The organism is Ensifer sp. LC163 (genome assembly GCF_001695855.1).
In the GTDB taxonomy this organism is placed as follows: domain Bacteria; phylum Pseudomonadota; class Alphaproteobacteria; order Rhizobiales; family Rhizobiaceae; genus Ensifer.
Genome location: NZ_MBSS01000034.1, coordinates 110,701 through 133,471, shown reverse-complemented (window position 1 = coordinate 133,471; position 22,771 = coordinate 110,701). Strand labels below are relative to the sequence as shown.

The window sequence follows — 22,771 nt, the reverse complement described above, 5'->3', positions numbered from 1 at the left end:
TTACCATGAGACGGGTTGTTGTCACGGGCCTCGGGATCGTTTCCTCGATCGGAAACAATGCCGACGAAGTCACGGCATCGCTGCGCGACGCCAAATCGGGCATTACGTTTTCTCCCGATTTTGCCGAAAACGGCTTCAAGTGCCAGGTATGGGGTGCACCGACGCTCGATCCGACCGATCTCGTCGACCGGCGCGCCATGCGCTTCCTGTCGCAGGGCGGCGCCTGGAACCATGTGGCGATGAAGCAGGCGATCGCCGATTCCGGTCTCGAGGAAGCGGTCATTTCCCGCAACGAGCGCACGGGCATCATCATGGGCTCGGGCGGTCCGTCCACCCGCACCATCGTCGAGGCGGCGGAAGTGACCCGCAAGAACGTCAGCCCCAAGCGCATCGGCCCGTTTGCCGTGCCGAAGGCGATGTCGTCGACGGCCTCGGCCACGCTTGCGACCTGGTTCCAGATCCACGGCGTCAACTACTCGATCTCGTCGGCCTGCTCGACGTCTGCCCATTGCATCGGCAATGCCGCGGAGATGATCCAGTGGGGCAAGCAGGACGTGATGTTCGCCGGCGGCCACGAGGACCTGGACTGGACGATGTCCAACCTGTTCGACGCCATGGGCGCGATGTCCTCCAAGTACAACGACACGCCGTCGACCGCCTCGCGCGCCTATGACGTCAGCCGCGACGGCTTCGTCATTGCCGGCGGCGCCGGCGTACTGGTGCTCGAAGAGCTGGAACATGCCAAGGCGCGCGGCGCCAAGATCTACGCCGAAATCGTCGGCTACGGCGCAACGTCCGATGGCTACGACATGGTCGCCCCATCAGGCGAAGGCGCGATCCGCTGCATGCGCCAGGCGCTGTCGAGCGTGAAGGGCGACGTCGACTACATCAACACGCACGGCACTTCGACCCCGGTCGGCGACAGCAAGGAAATCGGCGCCATCCGCGAAGTGTTCGGCTCCAAGATCCCGCACATCCAGTCGACGAAGTCGCTCACCGGCCACTCGCTCGGCGCTGCCGGCGTCCAGGAATCGATCTACGGTCTCCTGATGATGCAGGGTGGCTTCATTGGCGAGAGCGCCCATATCAGCGAACTCGACCCGGAATTTGACGGTGTGCCGATCGTGCGCAAGCGCATCGACAACGCCAAGATCGATACGGTTCTGTCCAACTCGTTCGGCTTCGGCGGCACCAACGCGACGCTCGTCTTCCAGCGCTACAACGGATAACACGATGACGGGACTGATGAACGGAAAGCGTGGCCTCATCATGGGTGTGGCCAACAACCACTCCATTGCCTGGGGCATCTCCAAGGCCTTGGCAGCGCAGGGCGCGGAACTTGCCTTCACCTACCAGGGCGAAGCGCTCGGCAAGCGCGTGAAGCCGCTGGCAGCCGAAGTCGGCTCCGACTTCCTGCTGCCTTGCGACGTCGAGGACATCGCCTCTGTCGATGCGGTCATCTCGGCGATCAAGGAGCGCTGGGGCAAGCTCGACTTCATCGTCCATGCCATCGGCTTCTCCGACAAGAACGAGCTGAAGGGCCTCTACGCAGACACCAGCCGCGACAACTTCAGCCGCACCATGGTGATCTCCTGCTTCTCCTTCACCGAGATCGCCAGGCGCGCGGCCGAACTGATGAACGACGGCGGCTCGATGCTGACCTTGACCTATGGCGGTTCCGTTCGGGTCATGCCGAACTACAACGTCATGGGCGTTGCCAAGGCGGCGCTGGAAGCCTCCGTGCGCTACCTTGCGGCCGACTACGGCGTGCGCGGCATCCGCGTCAACGCGATTTCCGCCGGCCCGATCCGCACGCTTGCAGGCGCCGGCATTTCCGATGCCCGGGCCATGCTCTCCTGGCAGCAGAAGAATTCGCCGCTTCGACGCACCGTCACCATCGACGATGTCGGCAACTCGGCGCTCTACCTGCTTTCCGAGCTGTCGCGCGGCGTCACCGGCGAAATCCATTATGTGGACTCCGGCTACAACATCACCTCCATGCCGGCACTTGACGCGCTCAGGACCGCCGACGCCGAATAACAAACGACGACGGCAATCTCATCAAGGCCCATGGATCATCCGGTCCATGGGCTTTTTTCATGGATCGTCGTCAGACCGTCAGCAATCCCGACAGCAGCAGGACGGCGGCAAGGCCGATGGCGGCCACGCCGAACATCAAGCAGGCGTGCGTCTTTCGAATGGGACTTGTGATCAGCGGCAGGTGGTAGAGGCTTTTCAGAAACGGCATCGGCACTTCCGAAGTCGCGCTATGTCCCTCCGCCTGCTTGATGTCCTTGGCGATCACCTCCGCCACGTCCTCGGTCAAAGGTGACCTTCCTGGCCCGAATGGCATAGCACCGCACCTCCGATAGGAAATACCGACTGACGCCTTATCGTGTGCCTGTTCGCGACCGATGGCAACGGCATTTCGAGGGTAGGCTGCCGATCCCGCCCCCCGCAGAAATGCAAAAGGCCGAGCGCTTGGCCCGGCCTCTTCACTTGATCAGAGGAACAGATGAGCGCTCAGCGCTTGCCCCAGAGAACCTTGAAGCGCGCATTGCGGCAGGTCTCGCCATATTCCTTGAAGGTCTCGGCCAAGACCTGCTCGTACTGCAGGCCGCGATTGGCTACCAGCATGACCTTGCCGCCCTGCTTGAGCGCCTTGTGGGCCGCCTTGATGATCGCCACGCCCAGTGCCGGTTCGGCGGCATGGCCCTCGTGGAACGGCGGGTTCATGACGATCAGGTCGTATTTGTCGCGCGGGTCTTCGCTCGTCAGGTCGAACCAGTAGAAGCGCGCCGGCATGCGCGGAGCGTTCGCCATCATGTTGACGCGGGCCGCCTCAAGCGCATCGTGATCGGCCTCGAAGAGGTCGATACCCTTCGTGCCGGGCGACGCTTCGGCAAGCTTGACCGCGAGATAGCCCCAGCCGGCGCCGAAATCGGCGGCATGGCCGTTGAAATCGCGCGGCAGGCGCGAGGCGAGCAGTTCAGAACCGGCATCGATGCGGTCGTGCGAGAACATGCCAGGCGAAGCCTCGAACAGGCCGTCGACCCGGACCGGCACCTTGGCAAGCTTCTGCACGGCGTCGGTAACGTCGTCGGGCCGCGTGAACCAGAAGGCGACGCCGTGATACTTCGGTAGGTGATCGCCATCCCATTCGAACTTGGCGATGCGCTTTCTCAGCGACTGGATACCGTCTTCCTTGCCGCCGGCAACGACGATGAGCGCGCCATCGCGGGTGCGCTTCAACGCCTCGGCGATACGGTCTTCGTTTTCGCCCTTGTGCTTGCCGCACAGGATCAAGGCGACATCATAGTCCTCACCCGTGACCGCAGGCGCCACATCGGCGCGCATAGCCTCCAGGGCGCGATAGAGCGGCCTTAGCGGCTGGACGGCAGCGATCGACGCCCCGAAGCCCTCAGGCAGCCTGTAGCCCGCCTCAGCGCCGAGGAAGAGCACACGCTCGCCCTCGCCCGGCGGGTCGATAACCCCGGTTTCGAACGGGTGGAACAGGGTCTTCAATGCGTCTCGGCTCATCGGTTTCTTCCGTCGATCTTCGTACAAGAAAAGGGCGCGGAGCGATCCGCTCCGCGCCCCGAATGCGTTCGGGCAGAGGCCGCTTATTCAGCGGCTTCGCCGTCACCCTTCTTTTCTGCAGCAACTTCCTTGCCGGTCGCCTGGTCGACGACCTTCATGGAAAGGCGAACCTTGCCGCGCTCGTCGAAGCCCATCAGCTTGACCCAGACCTTGTCGCCTTCCTTGACGACGTCGGTGGTCTTGGCAACGCGCTCGGAGGCGAGCTGCGAAATGTGGACGAGGCCGTCGCGGGCGCCGAAGAAGTTGACGAAGGCGCCGAAGTCGGCGGTCTTGACGACCGTGCCTTCGTAGACCTGGCCGACTTCCGGCTCGGCAACGATCGAGTGGATCCACTTGCGGGCCGCTTCGATTTCCTTGCCCGACGAGGAAGCGATCTTCACGGTGCCGTCGTCTTCGATGTTGATCTTGGCGCCGGTCTTCTCGACGATTTCGCGGATGACCTTGCCGCCCGAGCCGATGACTTCACGGATCTTGTCGACCGGGATGTTCATGACTTCGATGCGCGGTGCGAACTCGCCCAGCTGGCCGCGGCTTTCGGAGATGGCCTTCGCCATTTCGCCGAGGATGTGGAGACGGCCGCCCTTGGCCTGGTTGAGCGCGATGCCCATGATCTCTTCGGTGATGCCCTCGATCTTGATGTCCATCTGGAGCGAGGTGATGCCGGCGTCGGTGCCGGCAACCTTGAAGTCCATGTCGCCGAGGTGGTCTTCGTCGCCGAGGATGTCGGAGAGAACGGCGAAGCGCTCATCTTCCTTGATCAGGCCCATGGCAATACCGGCAACCGGCTTTGCCAACGGAACGCCTGCATCCATGAGAGCAAGCGACGTGCCGCAGACCGTCGCCATCGACGACGAGCCGTTGGATTCGGTGATCTCGGAAACGACGCGCAGCGTGTAGGGGAACTGCTCGGCTTCCGGCAGCATCGGGCGGATAGCGCGCCAGGCGAGCTTGCCGTGACCGATTTCGCGGCGGCCCGGGGAGCCCATGCGGCCGGTTTCGCCGACCGAGAAGGGCGGGAAGTTGTAGTGCAGCATGAAGCGTTCTTTGTACATGCCGGTCAGGCTGTCGACATACTGTTCGTCTTCGCCGGTGCCGAGCGTGGCAACGACGATCGCCTGCGTTTCACCGCGGGTGAAGAGCGCCGAACCGTGGGTGCGCGGCAGAAGGCCGACTTCCGAGACGATCGGGCGAACGGTTTCGAGATCGCGGCCGTCGATGCGGCTCTTGGTGTCGAGGATGTTCCAGCGAACGATCTTGGCCTGGAGGTGCTTGAAGACGGCACCGATGACTTCAGCCGTGTGCTTGGGCTCTGCGCCTTCCGGGAAGAAGTGTGCCTTCACCTTTGCCTTGACGGCATCGACGGCAGCGTAGCGGGCAGCCTTCTCGGTGATCTTGTAGGCATCGCGCAGTTCGGCTTCGGCCATGCCGAGCATTTCGGCTTCAAGCGCGGAATGATCTTCCGGTTCGAATTCGCGCGGCTCCTTGGCGGCAACCTCAGCCAGCTTGATGATGGCGTCGATGACCGGCTGGAAACCCTTCTGGCCGAACACGACGGCGCCGAGCATGATGTCTTCGCCGAGTTCCTTGGCTTCCGACTCGACCATCAGCACGGCTTCCTGCGTGCCGGCAACGACGAGGTCGAGGGTCGATTCGTCCATCTCGTCGAGATGCGGGTTGAGAACGTACTGGCCGTTGATGTAGCCGACGCGCGCGCCGCCGATCGGCCCCATGAACGGGATGCCGGACAGCGTCAGCGCAGCGGAAGCTGCAACCATCGACAGGATGTCGGGATTGTTTTCGAGGTCATGCTGCATGACCGTGACGATGACCTGGGTGTCGTTCTTGTAGCCATCGGGGAAAAGCGGGCGGATCGGGCGGTCGATCAGACGCGAAACCAGCGTTTCGTTTTCGCTCGGACGACCTTCGCGCTTGAAGTAGCCACCCGGGATCTTGCCGGCAGCGTAGGTCTTTTCCTGGTAGTTGACGGTCAGCGGGAAGAAGTCCTGGCCCGGCTTCGGCGACTTGGCCGAAACGACGGTGGCGAGAACGACGGTTTCGCCGTAGGTGGCGAGAACGGCGCCGTCAGCCTGACGGGCGACCTTGCCGGTTTCGAGCTTGAGCGGACGCCCAGCCCATTCGATTTCAACCTTATGGGTATCGAACATGTTCTGTCCTTCGTGTGCGGCAGACCTTTCCGCGGCTGTTGCAGCGCGGGTGGTCGAAAAACCGCCTGGTATGGCGCATCACGGGCAAGACAACGGGAGGCTTCAAAAGAGACCGGCCGCTTTCCGCTTTGCAAAACCTGGCTGCCCCGCAGCGGGTTCTGCAAGCAGGCGCCGAAGCATCCTGCAATCCTGCCCCATGACGGGCCATCGGTTGATCCGCGGATCCGGCCCATCCGGCCCGCTGGATACCTCTCCTTGTGTGCGCCTAGTGCGCTTTTGGAGAGTTCATTTCCTGAGCGCTCTGCGCCCCATAATAAAAAAGGCCGGCGGACCGCAAGCGGTCCGCCGGGCAAGTCGCTTAGCGACGGATGCCGAGGGCACCGATCAGCTTGGTGTAGCGCGCTTCGTCTTTCTTCTTCAGATAGTCGAGGAGCGAACGACGGCTGGAAACCATCGCGAGAAGACCACGGCGGGAATGGTTATCCTTCTTGTGGCCCTTGAAGTGTTCGGTCAGGTTGTTGATCCGTTCCGTCAGGATAGCAACCTGGACTTCCGGAGAACCGGTGTCGCCTTCAACGGTTGCATATTCCTTGATGAGCTGAGCCTTACGCTCTGCAGCAATCGACATCGGATGATCCTTTCGATTTCGAGGATTTAGGGACGCCTTCAGCCGGGATGTCGTCCAGCTGCGGCCGTGAATGCAACGGGCATGCGCCTTTTGCTGGCGTGCCTATAACCGAATTGGATCAAAAAGGAAAGGGTCATGAAAATGGCCCCGGGGCGATGGCCGGGCGCCTCTCAATTACCTGACGGTCGTGGCCGCATCGGCGCCGACTTCAGCTGGTCGCCGTCGATCGGAACACAGTCGAGATAGGCGGCAAACACCCAGCCGAGTTCTCCGGCGTCGCTCGAAACAAGCGCCCAGCCCTTGCCCCCATGCCGACGTTCGCCGACGCGGCGAACCTTGCTGCCATTGGCCAAAGTCATGACGATCCGGCCATTCGGCTCCGTTCGGACATTGAGCGGCGTGCCGGTCGGATCTGCGACGACACAGGCGATGTCCCCGCCGGCGGCGGGGGCGACGGCCATCAGGCTCAACACGCCTGAGAGAATGCCGATGCGAACTGTCCGTACCTGCATTTCCGCTCCTTTTGAAAAACGAACCCGTATGACCCTCAAGGCTCTGCGTCGTCGCCGTCCTTCGCATCCCTGGGGATGTTGATCCGCCACTCGATGCCGTCAGGATGGATGATCCGTTCAAGTTCGGCTTTCAACGCCATGCCGAGCATGCGTTCCAGCACCAGAGTTCCAAATCCCTTGCGGCTCGGGGTCGTCGCGGCGGCGATGTCGGCGCCCTCCTCCCGCCAGCGAATGGCTATGCCCTCGTCGGACAGCGACCAGCTGAGCTTGACGACGCCGGTGGTATTGGCAAGCGCGCCATATTTTGTGGCGTTCGTCGCCAGCTCATGCAGTGCCATGCCGAGCGTCTGGGCGATCTGGGTGTCCAGTCGCAACGCGGGACCCGACAGGACGACGCGCTTGGGATCATCCGGCGTGAAGGGCTGCAACTGGTTCTGCGCGAGTTCCCGGAAGTCGACGCCCTGGGCCGCGTTGGCGATCATCAGATCGGTCGAGCGGGCAAGGCCGGCAATGCGCCTGCGGAAGGATTCCGCGAAGTCGGCAACGCTTTCGGCCGAATGCACCGACTGGTTCAGCATCGACTGGATCACCGTCAGCTGATTCTTCGAGCGATGGGCAACCTCGCGCATGAGGAAGCGGATCTCGCTCTCGGCTTTGGTGCGCGACGCCGCGGCCTTGGCAAGTGCGGCGGATACGGTTTCGACTTCGGCGATCATATGCGGGCGCGGCTCGATGCGCTCGCCGGCGCCGAGGCGGCGTGCGTCGAGTTCAACGAGCTTGACCCCTTGCGACAGCAGCCGTGCGATTGCCAGCGAGCCCGCAATGGCAATGCCGGCAAAGATGATGCCGCCGAGCGACAGCCACAGAAACGACCAGACGGCCGGCGCATCGACCGCGGCGCGGGGCGCCCAGGCGATGATCCGCCAGCCGGTCACGACGGAAAACTCCGTTGCCACCCGATAGGCGGTACCGTTCTCGGTAATGTTGCGCACGCCGATGCTGATCGCCGGCACCTTGTCGAGGAAGAACGGTTCACCCGCCTTGACCCCGGCATCCGATGAAATGATGACCTTGCCGTTGCCGTCGACCAGAGCGGCATTCCACCCCGGCGACAGGGTTTCGCGGTTCACGGCCTTTGCCATGCTCTCGGCGTTCCGCGTCAGGGTGAGCAGATATTCCTCACCGGTTGGAAGTTTCGCCGGCAAATAAACGTTGAAGACCCATTTTTCGGCCGTCTGGCCAAAGAACACGTTCGACACCAGCGGCGCGCCATTATTGGTGAAAGCCCGCTCGACGGAGGCGGGATCGGAGGCCTTGGCGAGCGGCGTGCCGAGGGGCACCCGCGTGTTCATGCGCTGATTGTGCTTGCGGTCGATGACGATCAGGTAGGAGTCGGTGTCGGCGAGCGCCGTCGAAGCCCTGCGATAGAAGGCCTCCATGTCGCCGCCCTCCATCGCTGGCGCGGTCGACAGTACCTTCAGCGTCGTCAGCATGCCCTCGACATCGCGCTCGACGATGCGGGTCACCGAGCCGGTCGAAGCCTGCAGCAGCGCCGTGATGACCTGCTCCTGCGCGTCGACGCTTCGCTTCAGCACCACGAGTGAAAAGATGAATGCGGGAACGATCGCGATCAGCAGCAGCGATGTCAGGTAGAAGCGGAAAGGCCGCGTCAGGCGGTGGCGAATGAGATCGAGACCTGCCGCCACGCGACCCACGGTACGCTTCCTTCCCTCTTGCGAAACCTGCGCCAACTGCACCGCCTCTCAACCATCGAGCCGCGCATCGAGCAGGACGCGCAGTTCTGACGACCGCCGAACTGCGGCCGTCATCGGAGCGGCCGGAGGGATCGCAGGCGAACGCCGCCTGCGACCGGGAAACGAGACCGTTTCGAAACGGCCGCAAGCCCTTGGGCGGGATCATGCGTCAGCGATGCGGCAAACGCAAATGCTGGAACCGAAGAGATCAGCCGACGGCAAAGACGCGCTTCGGACGGAACTCGCCCTCGGCGATTTCGCCGATGGCGATCAGCTTGCCGCGGGCCGTGGCATAGGCTTCGGGCGTTGCCAAAGGCGCATCGCGACCGCGAAGGATAATGGGATTGCCCATCTTCAGCCTGTGCGCCTGGTCGTCGTTGACGGCGATATGCGGCAGGCTGGACAGCGCTTCGCCGGTTTCGATCACAAAGGCATCAAGCGCCGCCAGTCGCTCGTCGTCGCTTTCGATCTTTTCCAGCGCGACCAGATCGGCAAGCGGCACCATGTCGTCTTCACCGAACGGCGCCACGAAGGTGCGCCGCAGCGAGGCGATGTGCCCGAAACAGCCGAGATCGCGGCCCATGTCGCGGGCGAGCGAGCGGACATAGGTGCCCTTGCCGCATTCGATTTCGAACTGGGCGAGATTGGGGGTGGCACCCAGCAGTGTCAGGCGAAAAACCTCGACTTCGCGCGCCGGAATATCGACGGTTTCGCCGTCGCGGGCGAGATCATAGGCACGTTCACCGTCGATCTTGATCGCCGAGAACTGCGGCGGCACCTGGCTGATGACGCCGGTATAGTTCGGCAACAGGGCGCGGATCGCCTCTTCCGTCGGGCGTTCGGCCGATGAATGGGTCACCTGCCCTTCGAGGTCGTCGGTCGAGCGCTCTTCGCCCCAGGCGACGGTAAATTCGTAGATCTTGCGGCCGTCCATGACATAGGGAACGGTCTTGGTCGCGTCACCAAGGGCGATCGGCAGCATGCCGGAAGCCAGCGGATCGAGCGTGCCGGCATGGCCGGCCTTCTGTGCCTTGAACAGCCACTTGATCTTGGAAACGGCTTCGGTCGAGCCGAAATCGAGCGGCTTGTCGAGGATCAGCCAGCCGGAAATCGGGCGGCCCTTGGGTTTACGCGGTTTGGACATGAACTCTTCTATTCTTCGTCGTCGGTATTCGGATCGAGATCGCGGCTCACCTCGGGTGAGCGAAGGAGGGCGTCGATCTTCTTGTAGTTGTCGAAGCTCGTATCGTCGCGGAAACGAACGTCGGGCATGTACTTCATCTGGCGAAGCTGGGGTCCGAGCCGGCCGCGAATGTACTTGGCATTGCGGTTCAGTGCGTCGATGACTTCCGCATGGTTGGGAACGCCGAGCGGCGTCACATAGGCGGTCGCAATCTTCAGGTCGGGCGACATGCGCACTTCGGAGATCGCGATCAGCGTCTTCTCGATGACGGGATCGCGGACTTCGCCACGCTGCAGAACCTGCGTGATCGCGGCGCGCACCTGTTCACCGATGCGCAGCATGCGCTGGGATGGGGCAGAGGATGTGGCTCTGGTCATTGGTCAATACCTCAAAAAAATGCGAGCGCCGAAGGATAACCCGGCGCCCGCACAATTTCTAATCGGACGGATCTTACAGCGTCCGCGTGATGTGTTCGACGCGGAAGCACTCGATCGTGTCGCCTGCGCGGATGTCTTCGTAGTTCTCGAACGCCATACCGCATTCCTGACCGACGTTGACTTCCGAGACTTCGTCCTTGAAGCGCTTGAGCGTCTTGAGCTTGCCTTCGTGGATAACGACGTTGTCGCGAACCAGACGGACGCCGACGCCACGCTCGACCTTGCCTTCGGTGACGCGGCAACCCGCGACCTTGCCGACCTTGGTGATGTTGAACACCTCCAGGATCTCGGCGTTGCCGAGGAAGGTTTCACGACGCTCGGGCGAAAGCAGACCGGACATCGCCGCCTTAACGTCATCCACCAGATCGTAGATGATGTTGTAGTAGCGGATTTCGATGCCTGCACGCTCGGCTGCCGAACGGGCCTGGTTGTTGGCACGAACGTTGAAGCCGATGATGGCGGCATTCGATGCTTCGGCCAGCGAGATATCCGACTCGGTGATACCACCGGCGCCCGAATGGACGATGCGCGCACGCACTTCGTCGGTTCCGAGCTTCTCCAGCGCACCGGCGATCGCTTCGATCGAACCCTGCACGTCGCCCTTGATGACGAGCGGGAACTCCTTGAGACCGGAGCTCTGAAGCTGGGTCATCATCTGCTCGAGCGAACCGCGCGAACCGGACTGACGGGCGACCGCCTTGTCGCGGGCGAGCCGCAGACGGTATTCCGAGATCTCGCGAGCGCGGCTTTCGTTTTCGACGACGGCGAACTTGTCGCCCGCTGCCGGCGTGCCCGAAAGGCCGAGAACTTCGACCGGCATCGACGGACCCGCTTCCTTGACGTGTTCACCCTTGTCGTTGACCAGAGCGCGCACGCGGCCCCACTGATCGCCGGCAACGATGATCTGGCCCGGACGCAGCGTGCCCTTCTGAACGAGCACGGTTGCGACGGCGCCGCGACCACGGTCGAGTTCGGCTTCAACCACCGTACCCTCGGCCGTCCGGTTCGGATTGGCCTTGAGGTCGAGGATTTCCGCCTGGAGCAGGATCGCTTCGAGGAGCTTGTCGAGGTTGGTGCCGTTCTTCGCCGACACCTCGACGTCGAGAACTTCACCGCCCATGGATTCGACGAAGACTTCATGCTGCAGAAGTTCGGTGCGAACCTTCTGGGCATTGGCCGTCGGCTTGTCGATCTTGTTGATCGCCACGATGATCGGAACACCAGCCGCCTTGGCGTGGTTGATGGATTCGATCGTCTGCGGCATCACGCTGTCGTCGGCCGCGACCACCAGAATGGCAATGTCGGTCGCCTGCGCACCGCGAGCACGCATGGCGGTGAACGCCGCGTGGCCGGGGGTGTCGATGAAGGTGATCTTGTTGCCGTTCTGCTCTACCTGGTAGGCGCCGATGTGCTGGGTGATACCACCCGCTTCGCCGGCAACCACGTTGGCATGACGGATGGCGTCGAGCAACGAGGTCTTGCCGTGGTCGACGTGACCCATGATCGTGACGATCGGCGGACGCGAAACCAGCTCTTCCTCGATGTCGGACACGTTGAAGATGCCTTCTTCGACGTCGGACTCGGAAACACGCTTCACGGTGTGGCCGAATTCGCCGGCGATGAGTTCAGCCAGGTCGGCGTCGATCAGATCGCCGGGCTTCATCATCTGGCCTTCCTTCATCAGGTACTTGATGACGTCGACGGCGCGTTCGGACATGCGCTGCGACAGTTCCTGAATCGTGATGGTTTCCGGCAGAACGACTTCACGCGAGATCTTCTCGCGGGTCTCCTGCATCTGGCTGCGCTTGAACTTTTCCTGACGGCGACGCATCGCCGACAGCGAACGGGCGCGCTGGCCGGCATCCTCGTCGGCAGCGGTGGTCAGCGTCAGCTTGCCCTGGCGGCGACCATCGTCACCCTTCGGGCGCGTTACCGGCTTTGCCGGCTCCGGACGCACGACCTTGCCACGAACCGGACCTGCGCCGGGGCGCGGGCCACGATCGTCATCCTTTTCGTTGTCAACCTTGCGGCCGCGCAGAGCACCGGCCGGTGCCGGCGTCGGAATGGCTGCTGCCGGGGCAGCGGGCCGTCCGGCCTGCGGGCGATTGTCGACGCGACGCTCAGCGGCTGCAGGTGCGCGAGCAGCCACGGGGCGCTCTTCGACAACCTCTTCGGCCTTGGCTTCGGGTTCGACAGCCGGGCGGGCTGCTTCCTCGGCGGCGCGGCGTGCGGCTTCTTCCTTCTCCTGAAGGAGACGGGCTTCTTCCTCACGCTTGCGGCGTGCTTCATTCTCGGCGCGGATGACCGCTTCTTCGGCTTCGCGGATCTGCGCTTCGGCCAGAGCACGGCGGCGCGCGTCGATCTCACCGGCGGAAAGCTGGTTCAGAACGACGCCGACGCGCGGACGGTTCGCCTGGTTGGCTTCCTGGCGCGTCTGGTGCTGCTGCGGCTGCGGGGCCGGGCGGCCGGAAGGCTGCGGATGAGCCGGGCGCTGTTCGACCGGCCGTGCCGCGGGAGCCGCGGCCACCGGCGTGATCGGACGCTCATCCTTGGGGCGGTGGAAGGGGCGTTTCTTGGTTTCGACCACGACCGCCTTGGTGCGGCCACGGCCCATGTCCTGACGCACGGTCCCCTGCGAAACCCCGGAGGGCTTCAGGGTCAGCGTCTTCTTGCCTGCTGCGCTGCCTGTCTTGTCGTCGTTGTTGTCGGTCATTCCGTTCCGTTCCTAGCGATCAGGGCCGGATGCGTATCACCTGACCCTGTCTTCCAAATTGTCTCAAACAATGTACGCGATGCCGGACTTTGCCGGTGACGCGGGTCATTGCTGTGGCTTGCCAGCGCCGCCTTCGGCCCGGACCGGGACGGATCCACGGTACTTTTCGAGCATGATTGCGCGCTTCACTACACCCTCACCCGCCTGCCCTGCAAGCGTTGCGGCATGGATAAAAGCATTACTTCCCAAAAGGCCCTCCATTTCCGCCGCCGTGAAGGGGCGGAACGCGGGTATTTCCGTTTCATCTTCAACCACAAAGCTCATCGCCTTGCGGGCCTGGTCAATCTTGCGGACGCCGTCGGCTGCCGCATCACTCGCGTGGAAGACGGCGAGTGCCGCCAATCCACGAACAGCCTGCTCCGTCTTCGTCGCGCCGGAGATGAACTGGGCCGCCTTGCGCGCCATGTTCATCATTCCGGCAAGCTGCTCGACGAGCAGCCTGTCGACGTCGTCGGCGAGCGTCGCATCGACCTTGACGTCGGCCTTCAAGGCCCGGGCGAAAAGTTTCTTCGCCATGGCCTTTTCGACCAGCGCCCGCTCCGCCTTGATCCAGCAGCCGCGTCCCGGAAGCTGACGCTTCAGATCGGGAACGATGCGGCCGTCGGGTCCGGCGACGAAGCGGATCAGATCGTCGGGCGAGCCACTCTCGCGCGTGACGATGCAAGTCCGGGTGCTGCCGCTCTTGTCCTTCGGACCCTTGTCCGAAGGCAGAGCGTCAGCGTCAGTCGATGCGGTGGTCGCCATCAGGCGTCCTGTTCCGCGCCTTCGGCAACCTCGATCGCCTCGTCTTCTTCCTGCTCAACGGCAAGGTCGTCTTCCGTGATCCAGCCGGCAGCAAGGCGGGCCTGAACGATCATGGCTTCAGCTTCGGCACGCGAAACCTCGAACTTCGAGAACGTACCCTCGAAGCGCTTGGTCTCGCCGTCCTTGCGTTCGCTCCAGCCGACCAGGTCGTCGGCGGCGCAACCGGCAAAGTCCTCGATGGTCTTGATGCCTTCTTCGCCGAGCGCGACCAGCATCGGGCTGGTCAAGCCGTTGATCGTGCGCAGTTCGTCGGCAACGCCGAGTTCCTTGCGCTTGGCGTCCATCTCGGCTTCCAGCCTGTCCAGATACTCGCGGGCGCGGGTCTGGATTTCGGTGGCCGTTTCGTCGTCGAAGCCGTCGATCGAGGCGATTTCGTCGAGATCGACATAGGCCAGCTCCTCGACGGCGGCGAAGCCTTCGGAAGCCAGAACCTGGCCGACCATCTCGTCGACGTCGAGCGAGTCCATGAACAGGTTGGTGCGCTCGTTGAATTCCTTCTGGCGACGTTCGCTTTCTTCCTGCTCGGTGAGGATGTCGATGTCCCAGCCGGTCAGCTGCGAAGCGAGGCGAACGTTCTGGCCGCGGCGGCCGATGGCGAGCGACAGCTGCTCGTCCGGAACCACAACTTCGATGCGCTCTGCGTCTTCGTCGAGAACGACCTTGGCGACTTCCGCCGGCTGCAGCGCGTTGACGATGAACGATGCCGGATCCTGCGACCACGGAATGATATCGATCTTTTCGCCCTGCAGTTCGCCGACGACGGCCTGAACGCGCGAACCGCGCATACCGACGCAGGCGCCGACCGGATCGATCGAGCTATCGTTCGAGATCACGGCGATCTTGGCGCGCGAACCCGGATCACGGGCAACCGACTTGATCTGGATGATGCCGTCGTAGATTTCCGGCACTTCCATGGTGAAGAGCTTAACCATGAACTGCGGATGCGTACGCGACAGGAAGATCTGCGGGCCGCGCTGTTCGCGGCGAACGTCGTAGACGAAGGCGCGGACGCGGTCGCCGTAACGCATGTTTTCGCGCGGGATCATCTCGTCGCGGCGGATGATGCCTTCGCCACGGCCGAGGTCGACGATGACGTTGCCGTATTCGACGCGCTTGACAGTGCCGTTGACGATCTCGCCGACGCGATCCTTGAATTCGTCGAACTGGCGGTCACGCTCGGCTTCGCGAACCTTCTGCACGATGACCTGCTTGGCCGACTGGGCGGCGATACGGCCGAAATCCATCGGCGGCAGCGGGTCGGCGATGAAGTCGCCAAGCTTGGCGTCCGGGTTGCGGTCGCGGGCCAGCTCGAGCGGGATCTGGGTGGAATAGTCTTCCGCCTTCTCGACCACTTCCAGGAGACGCTGCAGGCGGATTTCGCCGGTCTTGGAATTGATGTCGGCGCGGATGTTCGATTCCGAACCATAGCGGGAGCGCGCGGCCTTCTGGATCGCATCGGCCATCGCGGCCAGAACGATCTCGCGGTCGATCACCTTTTCGCGTGCCACTGCATCTGCGATCTGCAGAAGCTCGAGCCGGTTAGCACTGACTGCCATCTCATGTCTCCGTCTGGTTGCAGGGGGCCTCAAGCACCGCCCGGCTTTTATTCGTCGATAGGTGAATCTTCGTCTTCAAAATTCTCGTTCGCGGCGCGCGCTGCCTTGGCCTTCTTGTCGGCTGTCAGGGCGTCGCGGATCAGGTCGTCGGTCAGGATCAACCGCGCTTCCGCAAGCGTCGTGAAAGGAATGACCACCGTCGCTTCCTCGCCATAGGCCGGCTGATCGCGCTCGAGCTGGAAACCATCCGCATCCACCGACACGATCTTGCCGCGGAAACGCTTGCGGCCTTCGACCAACACCGAGGTCTCGCATTTCAGCAGGTGACCCTGCCAGCGGAAGAAATCGGACTTGCGAACCATCGGGCGGTCGATGCCGGGCGACGACACTTCCAGATGATACGCCTTGTCGACCGGATCTTCCACATCGAGAACCGGCGAAATGGCCATCGAGATCGCTTCGCAATCGTCGACGGTCATGGTGCCGTCGTTGCGCTCGGCCATGATCTGCAGTGTCAAGCCGTTCTGGCCGGACATGCGCACGCGCACCAGGCGATAGCCCATCGGCGTCAGCACCGGCTCGATGATGTCGGCGATGCGCTGATCAAGCCCGGTCTCGGTGATCAGGCGGGGTTCGTATTCATTTTCAGCCGTTGTCGGATCGGACAAACGATGTCTCCTCATGGGACCGGCTAATAAAAAAGAGCGGGTCCTGACGGGCCCACTCTTCATCTACCGATCAAGAATTTGAGGCCCATATACGCCTCGTTGCCGCAAATTGCAAGGTGTTCGACCGGCGGCGGCCGAAGCCGCCAGAGAGATGCGGGCGGCAGGCAATCGATGCGACGGCAAGTTTCAGCGGCTGGCACTTCGACCTTCGAGGTTTATAACAGGCAACGAACCGCTTCGATACCGCAATCAAAAGACACGAGAGAGAAGACGAGGTGCCCACCCGAATCTCGCCACTGGCCCCCTTCAAGCACGACATCTTCCGCACGATCTGGATCGCGAGCCTCGCATCCAACTTCGGCGGCCTGATCCAGACAGTCGGCGCCGCCTGGCTGATGACCTCGATTTCCTCGTCGGCCAACATGGTCGCGCTGGTGCAGGCGTCGACCTCGCTTCCCATCATGATGTTCTCGCTGGTTTCCGGGGCGCTGGCCGACAATTTCGACCGGCGACGGATCATGCTGGTGGCGCAGTGTTTCATGCTGACGGTGTCGGTGCTTCTGACCGTCTGCGCCTATCTCGGCATCATCACGCCCTGGCTGCTTCTGCTCTTCACCTTCCTGATTGGCTGCGGCACCGCTCTCAACAATCCCTCCTGGCAGGCCTCGGTCGGCGACATGGTTCCGCGCGACGACCTGCCGGCGGCAGTTGCGCTCAACAGCATGGGCTTCAACATCACCCGCAGCGTCGGCCCGGCGATCGGCGGCGTGATCGTGGCGACGGCGGGTGCGGCGGCAGCCTTCGCCGCCAATTCACTCAGCTACTTCGCCATCCTCTTTGCGCTCGTGCGCTGGCGGCGCGAGGTGACCATGAGCCCGCTGCCGCGCGAAACGCTCGGCCGGGCGATCACGGCGGGCCTGCGCTATGTCGTCATGTCGCCCAATATCGGCAAGGTACTGGTGCGTGGCTTCCTGTTCGGCCTGTCGGCAAGCGCCATTCTCGCGCTTCTGCCGCTGGTGGCGCGCGATCTTGTCCAGGGCGGTCCGCTCACCTACGGCCTGATGCTCGGCGCCTTCGGCCTTGGGGCGATCGGCGGCGCATTGCTCAGCGCAAGACTGCGCGAAATGATGTCGAGCGAGGCGATCGTCCGCCTGGCCTTTGGCGGCTTTGCCTTGAGCACGCTCGTCATTGCATTCAGCCCCTACGCCTGGCTGAGCTGTCTCATGCTCTTGGTCTCCGGCGCATCCTGGGTTCTGGCGCTGTCGCTGTTCAATACGACCGTCCAGCTTTCGGCGCCGCGCTGGGTCGTGGGTCGGGCGCTGTCGCTCTACCAGACCATGACCTTTGGCGGCATCGCCGGCGGCAGCTGGCTCTGGGGCACCACGGCCGATCTCTATGGCGCCACCAATGCGCTTACCGTCTCCTGTCTGCTGATGCTGGCGGGTGCGGCCGTCGGCCTGCGCCTGCCCTTGCCGGAGTTCAAGTCGCTCAACCTCGACCCGCTCAACCGGTTCAATGAGCCGCCGCTCGAGCTGGACCTGAAGCCCCGCAGCGGTCCGATCGTCATCATGATCGATTACGAGATCGACGACGCCGACATACCGGAATTCCTCGAGACCATGGCCGAGCGGCGGCGCATCCGCATCCGCGACGGCGCCGGCCATTGGGCGCTGATGCGCGATCTGGAAATTCCGACGACCTGGACGGAAACCTATCATGTGCCGACCTGGGTGGAGTATGTGCGCCATAACCAGCGCCGCACACAAGCCGACGCCTCGGTCGGCGACAAGCTGACGGCGCTGCATCGCGGCGCAGCACCACCGCGGGTGCACCGCATGATCGAGCGGCAGACGATCGTTCCCACCCATTACGAGCGCTACAAGCGACAGGTGAACGTCGACATGCACTGACGCGCCGTCCCGCGAGGGCGCATAGCGCCCGATGCCATGAGACAAGCGGCCCCGTCGGGAATGGCGACAAACCCGGGGCGCCGCTGGGCGGAAAATTACCGAAGCTTCGCCTTCAGCGAAGCGTCGGGAAAGCAGGTCGGCGCCAAGCCATTCTTGGCCTGCCAGTCGCCGAGCGAGCGGCGCGTCTTGTAGCCGGCAAGACCATCGGCCTTGCCGACATCGTAGCCCTTGGCAACCAGGGCCTTCTGCATCGCCAGCACATCGGAGCGCAGCATGTTGCCGACATCGCCCCAGGTGCCACGGAAGGTGCCGCCACCGGAGCCGATGCGGTCGGCAAGATTGCCGATGAACAGCGCGTAGAGGTCGGAGTTGTTGTACTCCTTGAGCACGTAGAAATTCGGCGTGACGATGAACTCCGGCCCATGTGTGCCGGCCGGAACCAGCATCATCGAGGGTGCCGAAAGCTCATGCGACGGGAACGCCTTGCCGGAAATGCGGGCGATGCCGTTGGCCGCCCAGTCGGACATCGGCCGGGCAAGATCCGGACCTTCCTGCGAACAGGAGACGCCGGCCGGGATCGACACTTCGAAGCCCCAGTCGCGGCCGCGCTGCCAGCCCTTCTTGACGAGATAGTTGGCGATCGAGGCCAGGCTGTCGGGAACCGAGGTCCAGATGTCACGGCGACCGTCGCCGTCGAAATCGACGGCATATTGCAGGAAGCTCGATGGCATGAACTGCGGCTGTCCCATGGCGCCAGCCCAGGAACCGCGCATCGACGCCTCCTCGACGTCGCCGCTTTCCAGTATGTGCAAGGCGGCGATCAGTTCGCGCCGGAACAGGTCCGGCCGGGTCGACATGAAGGCCTTCGTCGCCAGCACGTCAACGACCGGATAGGGAATTTTCGCGCGGCCGAAACCGGATTCACGGCCCCAGATCGCAACGATCACCGATGCCGGAACGCCATAGGCCTTCTCGATCCGCTTCAAGGTGGCGGCGTGGGTGGAGGCAAGGCTTCGCCCCGTTGCCGCCAGTCCCTGCAGGCGCTTTTCGGAGAAGTAGCTGCCGGGCGAGGAAAACTCCGCCTGGCTCTGCTTTTGCTCCTTCGGCTTGGGGAAACCGGGTGGCGCCAGATCGGGCAGCTCCCAGTTCAGTTTGACGTCGGCAAAGGCCGCCTTGAACGATCGCGCCGAAACGCCCGACTTCTCGGCTTCCGGCCAGAGATCGCGCTCAAGCCACTGGCGAAACTGGTTCTCGACATCCGCCTTGGAGGCCGCCTGGGCTAGCCCCGCGAAAACGCAGAACAGCAATGTCGACAGTGATAGAAATCTCAGCATCCGGCTTCCCTATTGGTTGGATCGCAGGCGGGTGGAGCGGCAGGTCCGCTCAGATCGAGGTGCGGGCGCGAAGGGCGGCCGCCAGCGTGCCCTCGTCGAGATAATCGAGTTCGCCGCCGACCGGCACGCCATGGGCAAGCCGGGTGATCTTCACCTCCATGCCCTCGAGCTGGTCGGTGATGTAGTGGGCGGTAGTCTGGCCCTCGACCGTGGCGTTGACGGCGATGATCAGTTCGCGCACACCGCCATTGGCAACGCGTTGCACCAGCCCCTTGATGTTGAGATCGTCGGGGCCGACGCCGTCGAGCGGCGACAGCGTGCCGCCAAGCACGTGATAGGCGGCGTTCAGCGCCGCAGCGCGTTCCAGCGCCCAGAGATCGGCGACATCCTCGACGACGATGATCACCGACTGGTCGCGGCGTTCATCGGCGCAGACCGTGCAGGGGTCGATCGTATCGACATTGCCGCAGCACGAGCAGATGCGCACCTTGCGATGGGCCTCGCCCATGGCTTCCGCCAGCGGGCCGAGCAGCTGGTCCTTCTTCTTGACCAGATGCAGTGCCGCGCGCCGCGCCGAACGCGGCCCCAGCCCCGGCACCTTTGCCAGCAGCTGGATCAATTTTTCGATTTCGGGACCGGTGACTCGCTTTGCCATGCGGCGCTTTTAGCTCATATCGCCGACAAACGGAATCGATTAACCGGAATATGACGCCGTGCCTGCCCTCAACAGAGCAGCAGCCCACGGACGCGTGGGAGCAGAACTCAACGGGTGGCGATGACGACGGCCGCCCCGGCAATGGTTCCGGCACTGGCGCGATTGGCGATGCGCACGGCGCGCTTGCTTTTGAGGAGCTTGCGGGCATTGGCGGCCATGGTGACCCAGCCCAGATCGACCACGACCAGAACCACCAGCATGGTCGCGACCAGCTCCATCCAGCCGATCAAGGTGACCGAGCGCAGGTCGATGATCGAGGGCAACAGCGCGACGTAGAACATCATCACCTTGGGATTGCCGAGCGTCACGGTCAGGCCGCCGAAGAACAGCTTGGGAGCCGACCGCAACGGCGGCAGACTGTCACCGGGCAGATCCGGTTCGGCCATCCACATTTTCCAGGCGAGATAGAGCAGGTAGGCGACGCCCAGCCACTTGATGGCAACGAACAGCAGATGGAAGCTTTCGGCGATCGCCGCCAGGCCCGCCACCGCAAACGACAGCCAGATGGCCTCGCCGATCCAGAGCGCCACCAGGAAGGGCAGCACGTCGCTGGCGCCCTTCGACAGCACGCGCGCCACAAGCGCCGCGACGCTCGGGCCGGGCGAGCCGGCCGCAACCAGCAATGCGCCGGCAAACATAAGCAGGGACGTCATGGTCATGCGCGATCCTCCTCGGCAGGCGGCAACTTACCATGCCTTGCCGACGGCGCCAGCCTTCCGCCAGCGCGAAATCGCGTGCTTCTACAGCGCCGCGCGTCAAACATGACGCGCAAAGGACGCTGTAACGCTTTAAACCTGCTGCATAATTTTATCCTTAAATCGGATCCGATTTAAGGAATTATGCAGTAACATCAACACAATCTAATGTTGTTCTTCGGAGATGGAGGGTGCGATGAACGACACGACTTTCCGCTACGCCAAGCCCAGCGAAGAGTGCGACCTTATCATGAAGGGCGGTATCACCTCCGGCGTGGTGTTTCCACGCGCCATCACTGAGCTGGCGACCCGTTACCGCTTCATGCACATTGGCGGAACTTCGGCCGGCGCAATCGCCGCCGTTGTGACGGCGGCCGCAGAGTACCGGCGGCAAACCGGCGCGACGGCGGAAGAGAAGAATGCTGGCTTTGCTCTCATCGACGCCATGCCTGGCGAGCTGGCGGCAAGCCTCAAAACCTTCTTTCAGCCCTCGTCCGACACCGCCCCTCTCTTTCGCATCGGCATGGCAGTCGTTCGCACGAAGCACAGCAGAGCCAGGGCCTGCGCCTTGGAGACGCTGCGGGTCTTTGCCGTGCCGGCGCTGCTTGGCGCAGCACCCGGCATTTTGATCTCTGTTGCCGGTGTGCTCAGCCTCGGCGTCGCGACAATGCTGCTTGGCATCGTTATCGCCCTGATCGGCGCAATCCTGATGATCCTCTATCAATTCTACCGGGCGGTAGCAGTGTCCCTGCCGGCCAACGATTTCGGTCTATGCAGCGGCCTGACCCAGCCGGGCACGAAGAACCCGGCTTTCACCAACTGGATCGCGGAAAGAATAGAGGCGATAGCCGGCCCGCTCCGGCAGGATGGTTCGGACAGGCCGTTGACCATTGGCGACCTCGAGGCACATGACATCACACTTCGAAGCGTGACCACCGACCTCTCCTCGCGCCGTCCCTATGAGTTGCCTTTCGGCGACCGGGTCCATAACTATCGCAAGTCGGAGTTCGAGGCGTTGTTTCCGCCGTCGATCATGGCGTACCTGCTCAAGGAGAGCAAACCCCGCGACATCGTCGCCGCCGATGGATCGAAGGATTTCTACCAGCTTCCGCCGGCAAGCAAGCTGCCCGTGGCCATTATCGCCCGTATGAGTCTCAGCTTTCCCGGGCTAATTCGTGCCGTGCCGCTTTACCGCTACGACTACTCGCTGAAAAGCAGCGTACGACGCGATCCCGCCGCGCACATCCGCTGTCTGTTTTCCGACGGCGGCATCACCAGCAACTTTCCGATCCATCTTTTCGACGGCCTTCTGCCCGGACGACCGACCTTCGGCATCTCGCTGACCAGCTACGATCGGCGACGGCACGGCGATGACGCGGAAGGGGCAAGCCGCGTCAATCTTCCGCGCAAGACGTCCGAAGGCAAGGTCGCCCCCATCTACCCGGTCGAGGGGCTGCTCGGCTTTGTCGGCGCCATCCTCGACACGGCGCGCAATTGGCAGGACACACTGCAGAGCCAGTTGCACGGTTACAGCGAGCGGATCGTCGAAATCAGGCTCGACGATGACAAGGAGGGTGGGCTCAATCTGGATATGGATCGCGAAACGGTCGCCTATCTCAGCGCCCTCGGCGGAAAGGCCGGTGAGACGATTCTTGCCGATTTCGACTTCAACGAACACCGTTGGCGTCGTGCGTTGACGATGCTGCCGACGCTGGCGGAATCGCTGCGAAAGCTCTCGGCACGCTACTATGCGCCGCCGACGGACAGCACCTCCGACTATCCAACGATCCTGGCGAACTACGACCCGACCGGATTGGTGGGGTCGTCCAGGGCCGAACGCGCGGCGCTCAACGATTTCGCCTCGAGGCTCGCTGAAATCGGCGCGGCGCTCGATCAACGACCGATACCGCCGGCCTCCACACAGAAAGCCGATCTGCGCATCACCGCAAGCATGGACACCAATCCGCGTGGTGCCAGCCCGGCGAAGCCGATCGTTCCGGCACCGCCGCCCGATTGATAGCAGCGAAGAACGGCCGA

Annotated in this window: 19 protein-coding genes; 4 read left to right on the top strand and 15 right to left on the bottom strand. The window is 63.1% G+C overall.

The genetic code is table 11. From position 1 onward, the window contains the following. The first annotated feature begins 5 nt into the window (after positions 1–5). Positions 6–1,229 (top strand): beta-ketoacyl-ACP synthase I, encoded by a 1,224-nt coding sequence (gene fabB, locus BC360_RS23210; protein WP_065797055.1) that lies wholly within the window; start codon positions 6–8, stop codon positions 1,227–1,229. 4 nt (positions 1,230–1,233) lie between these two features. Continuing rightward, positions 1,234–2,040: an enoyl-ACP reductase FabI gene (gene fabI, locus BC360_RS23205; RefSeq protein WP_065784893.1), complete on the top strand. Its 807-nt coding sequence runs from the start codon at positions 1,234–1,236 to the stop codon at positions 2,038–2,040. Between the two features lie 70 nt (positions 2,041–2,110). On the opposite strand, the gene BC360_RS23200 is transcribed toward fabI, so the two are convergent. The 12 genes from BC360_RS23200 to rimP all read right to left on the bottom strand — a co-directional run bounded on the left by BC360_RS23200 (position 2,111) and on the right by rimP (position 16,080). After that, positions 2,111–2,326, bottom strand: coding sequence for a hypothetical protein (locus BC360_RS23200; RefSeq protein WP_083222699.1), 216 nt, complete (start codon positions 2,324–2,326; stop codon positions 2,111–2,113). 197 nt (positions 2,327–2,523) lie between these two features. Next, positions 2,524–3,540: a class I SAM-dependent methyltransferase gene (locus tag BC360_RS23195; protein ID WP_065784891.1), complete on the bottom strand. Its 1,017-nt coding sequence runs from the start codon at positions 3,538–3,540 to the stop codon at positions 2,524–2,526. Positions 3,541–3,623: 83 nt separating this feature from the next. Next, positions 3,624–5,765, bottom strand: a complete 2,142-nt coding sequence (pnp, locus tag BC360_RS23190) for a polyribonucleotide nucleotidyltransferase (RefSeq protein WP_065797053.1) — start codon at positions 5,763–5,765, stop codon at positions 3,624–3,626. Positions 5,766–6,123: 358 nt separating this feature from the next. Continuing rightward, entirely contained in the window at positions 6,124–6,393 is a 270-nt protein-coding gene (gene rpsO, locus BC360_RS23185) for a 30S ribosomal protein S15 (RefSeq protein WP_025425494.1), read from the bottom strand. Positions 6,394–6,563: 170 nt separating this feature from the next. After that, on the bottom strand, positions 6,564–6,905 hold the full coding sequence (locus BC360_RS23180) for an SH3 domain-containing protein (RefSeq protein WP_065784889.1): 342 nt from the start codon (positions 6,903–6,905) through the stop codon (positions 6,564–6,566). A gap of 35 nt (positions 6,906–6,940) precedes the next feature. Next, on the bottom strand, positions 6,941–8,656 hold the full coding sequence (locus BC360_RS23175) for a sensor histidine kinase (RefSeq protein ID WP_065797052.1): 1,716 nt from the start codon (positions 8,654–8,656) through the stop codon (positions 6,941–6,943). Positions 8,657–8,867: 211 nt separating this feature from the next. Further along, positions 8,868–9,803, bottom strand: coding sequence for a tRNA pseudouridine(55) synthase TruB (truB, locus tag BC360_RS23170; RefSeq protein ID WP_065797051.1), 936 nt, complete (start codon positions 9,801–9,803; stop codon positions 8,868–8,870). An 8-nt stretch (positions 9,804–9,811) separates the two neighbouring features. Further along, the gene (gene rbfA / locus BC360_RS23165; protein WP_065784887.1) at positions 9,812–10,219 is read right to left on the bottom strand and encodes a 30S ribosome-binding factor RbfA; all 408 of its coding nucleotides are present in this window, start codon (positions 10,217–10,219) and stop codon (positions 9,812–9,814) included. Between the two features lie 73 nt (positions 10,220–10,292). Continuing rightward, complete coding sequence (infB, locus tag BC360_RS23160; protein WP_065784886.1) at positions 10,293–12,992, bottom strand: translation initiation factor IF-2; 2,700 nt, start codon at positions 12,990–12,992, stop codon at positions 10,293–10,295. A 105-nt stretch (positions 12,993–13,097) separates the two neighbouring features. Then, the gene (locus BC360_RS23155; RefSeq protein WP_065784885.1) at positions 13,098–13,796 is read right to left on the bottom strand and encodes an RNA-binding protein; all 699 of its coding nucleotides are present in this window, start codon (positions 13,794–13,796) and stop codon (positions 13,098–13,100) included. After that, positions 13,796–15,412: a transcription termination factor NusA gene (gene nusA, locus BC360_RS23150; protein WP_065784884.1), complete on the bottom strand. Its 1,617-nt coding sequence runs from the start codon at positions 15,410–15,412 to the stop codon at positions 13,796–13,798. The genes BC360_RS23155 and nusA overlap by 1 nt, the downstream gene beginning before the upstream one ends. Positions 15,413–15,459: 47 nt before the next feature. Further along, positions 15,460–16,080 (bottom strand): ribosome maturation factor RimP, encoded by a 621-nt coding sequence (gene rimP, locus BC360_RS23145; RefSeq protein WP_065784883.1) that lies wholly within the window; start codon positions 16,078–16,080, stop codon positions 15,460–15,462. 275 nt (positions 16,081–16,355) lie between these two features. Here rimP and BC360_RS23140 point away from each other — a divergent pair, with 275 nt between their 5' ends. Further along, a complete protein-coding gene (locus tag BC360_RS23140; protein WP_065784882.1) occupies positions 16,356–17,990 on the top strand; it encodes an MFS transporter in 1,635 nt (544 codons plus the stop codon). Between the two features lie 95 nt (positions 17,991–18,085). On the opposite strand, the gene BC360_RS23135 is transcribed toward BC360_RS23140, so the two are convergent. The 3 genes from BC360_RS23135 to BC360_RS23125 form a co-directional block, all read right to left on the bottom strand. Further along, positions 18,086–19,324, bottom strand: coding sequence for a lytic murein transglycosylase (locus BC360_RS23135; protein WP_065797050.1), 1,239 nt, complete (start codon positions 19,322–19,324; stop codon positions 18,086–18,088). 49 nt (positions 19,325–19,373) lie between these two features. Continuing rightward, entirely contained in the window at positions 19,374–19,979 is a 606-nt protein-coding gene (recR, locus tag BC360_RS23130; protein WP_065784880.1) for a recombination mediator RecR, read from the bottom strand. 107 nt (positions 19,980–20,086) lie between these two features. Next, a complete protein-coding gene (locus tag BC360_RS23125; RefSeq protein WP_065797049.1) occupies positions 20,087–20,698 on the bottom strand; it encodes a LysE family translocator in 612 nt (203 codons plus the stop codon). A 232-nt stretch (positions 20,699–20,930) separates the two neighbouring features. Here BC360_RS23125 and BC360_RS23120 point away from each other — a divergent pair, with 232 nt between their 5' ends. After that, a complete protein-coding gene (locus BC360_RS23120) occupies positions 20,931–22,751 on the top strand; it encodes a patatin-like phospholipase family protein (protein ID WP_065797048.1) in 1,821 nt (606 codons plus the stop codon). Positions 22,752–22,771 lie beyond the last annotated feature (20 nt).

What these genes read in the sequence shown, in the direction of transcription:
- pnp (WP_065797053.1), bottom strand. Translation starts at nt 5,765, where the DNA reads ATGTTCGATACCCATAAGGTTGAAATCGAATGGGCTGGGCGTCCGCTC.
- truB (WP_065797051.1), bottom strand. Translation starts at nt 9,803, where the DNA reads ATGTCCAAACCGCGTAAACCCAAGGGCCGCCCGATTTCCGGCTGGCTG.
- nusA (WP_065784884.1), bottom strand. Translation starts at nt 15,412, where the DNA reads ATGGCAGTCAGTGCTAACCGGCTCGAGCTTCTGCAGATCGCAGATGCA.
- rbfA (WP_065784887.1), bottom strand. Translation starts at nt 10,219, where the DNA reads ATGACCAGAGCCACATCCTCTGCCCCATCCCAGCGCATGCTGCGCATC.
- recR (WP_065784880.1), bottom strand. Translation starts at nt 19,979, where the DNA reads ATGGCAAAGCGAGTCACCGGTCCCGAAATCGAAAAATTGATCCAGCTG.
- fabB (WP_065797055.1), top strand. Translation starts at nt 6, where the DNA reads ATGAGACGGGTTGTTGTCACGGGCCTCGGGATCGTTTCCTCGATCGGA.
- fabI (WP_065784893.1), top strand. Translation starts at nt 1,234, where the DNA reads ATGACGGGACTGATGAACGGAAAGCGTGGCCTCATCATGGGTGTGGCC.
- rpsO (WP_025425494.1), bottom strand. Translation starts at nt 6,393, where the DNA reads ATGTCGATTGCTGCAGAGCGTAAGGCTCAGCTCATCAAGGAATATGCA.
- BC360_RS23125 (WP_065797049.1), bottom strand. Translation starts at nt 20,698, where the DNA reads ATGACCATGACGTCCCTGCTTATGTTTGCCGGCGCATTGCTGGTTGCG.
- BC360_RS23195 (WP_065784891.1), bottom strand. Translation starts at nt 3,540, where the DNA reads ATGAGCCGAGACGCATTGAAGACCCTGTTCCACCCGTTCGAAACCGGG.
- BC360_RS23180 (WP_065784889.1), bottom strand. Translation starts at nt 6,905, where the DNA reads ATGCAGGTACGGACAGTTCGCATCGGCATTCTCTCAGGCGTGTTGAGC.
- infB (WP_065784886.1), bottom strand. Translation starts at nt 12,992, where the DNA reads ATGACCGACAACAACGACGACAAGACAGGCAGCGCAGCAGGCAAGAAG.
- BC360_RS23120 (WP_065797048.1), top strand. Translation starts at nt 20,931, where the DNA reads ATGAACGACACGACTTTCCGCTACGCCAAGCCCAGCGAAGAGTGCGAC.
- BC360_RS23135 (WP_065797050.1), bottom strand. Translation starts at nt 19,324, where the DNA reads ATGCTGAGATTTCTATCACTGTCGACATTGCTGTTCTGCGTTTTCGCG.
- BC360_RS23155 (WP_065784885.1), bottom strand. Translation starts at nt 13,796, where the DNA reads ATGGCGACCACCGCATCGACTGACGCTGACGCTCTGCCTTCGGACAAG.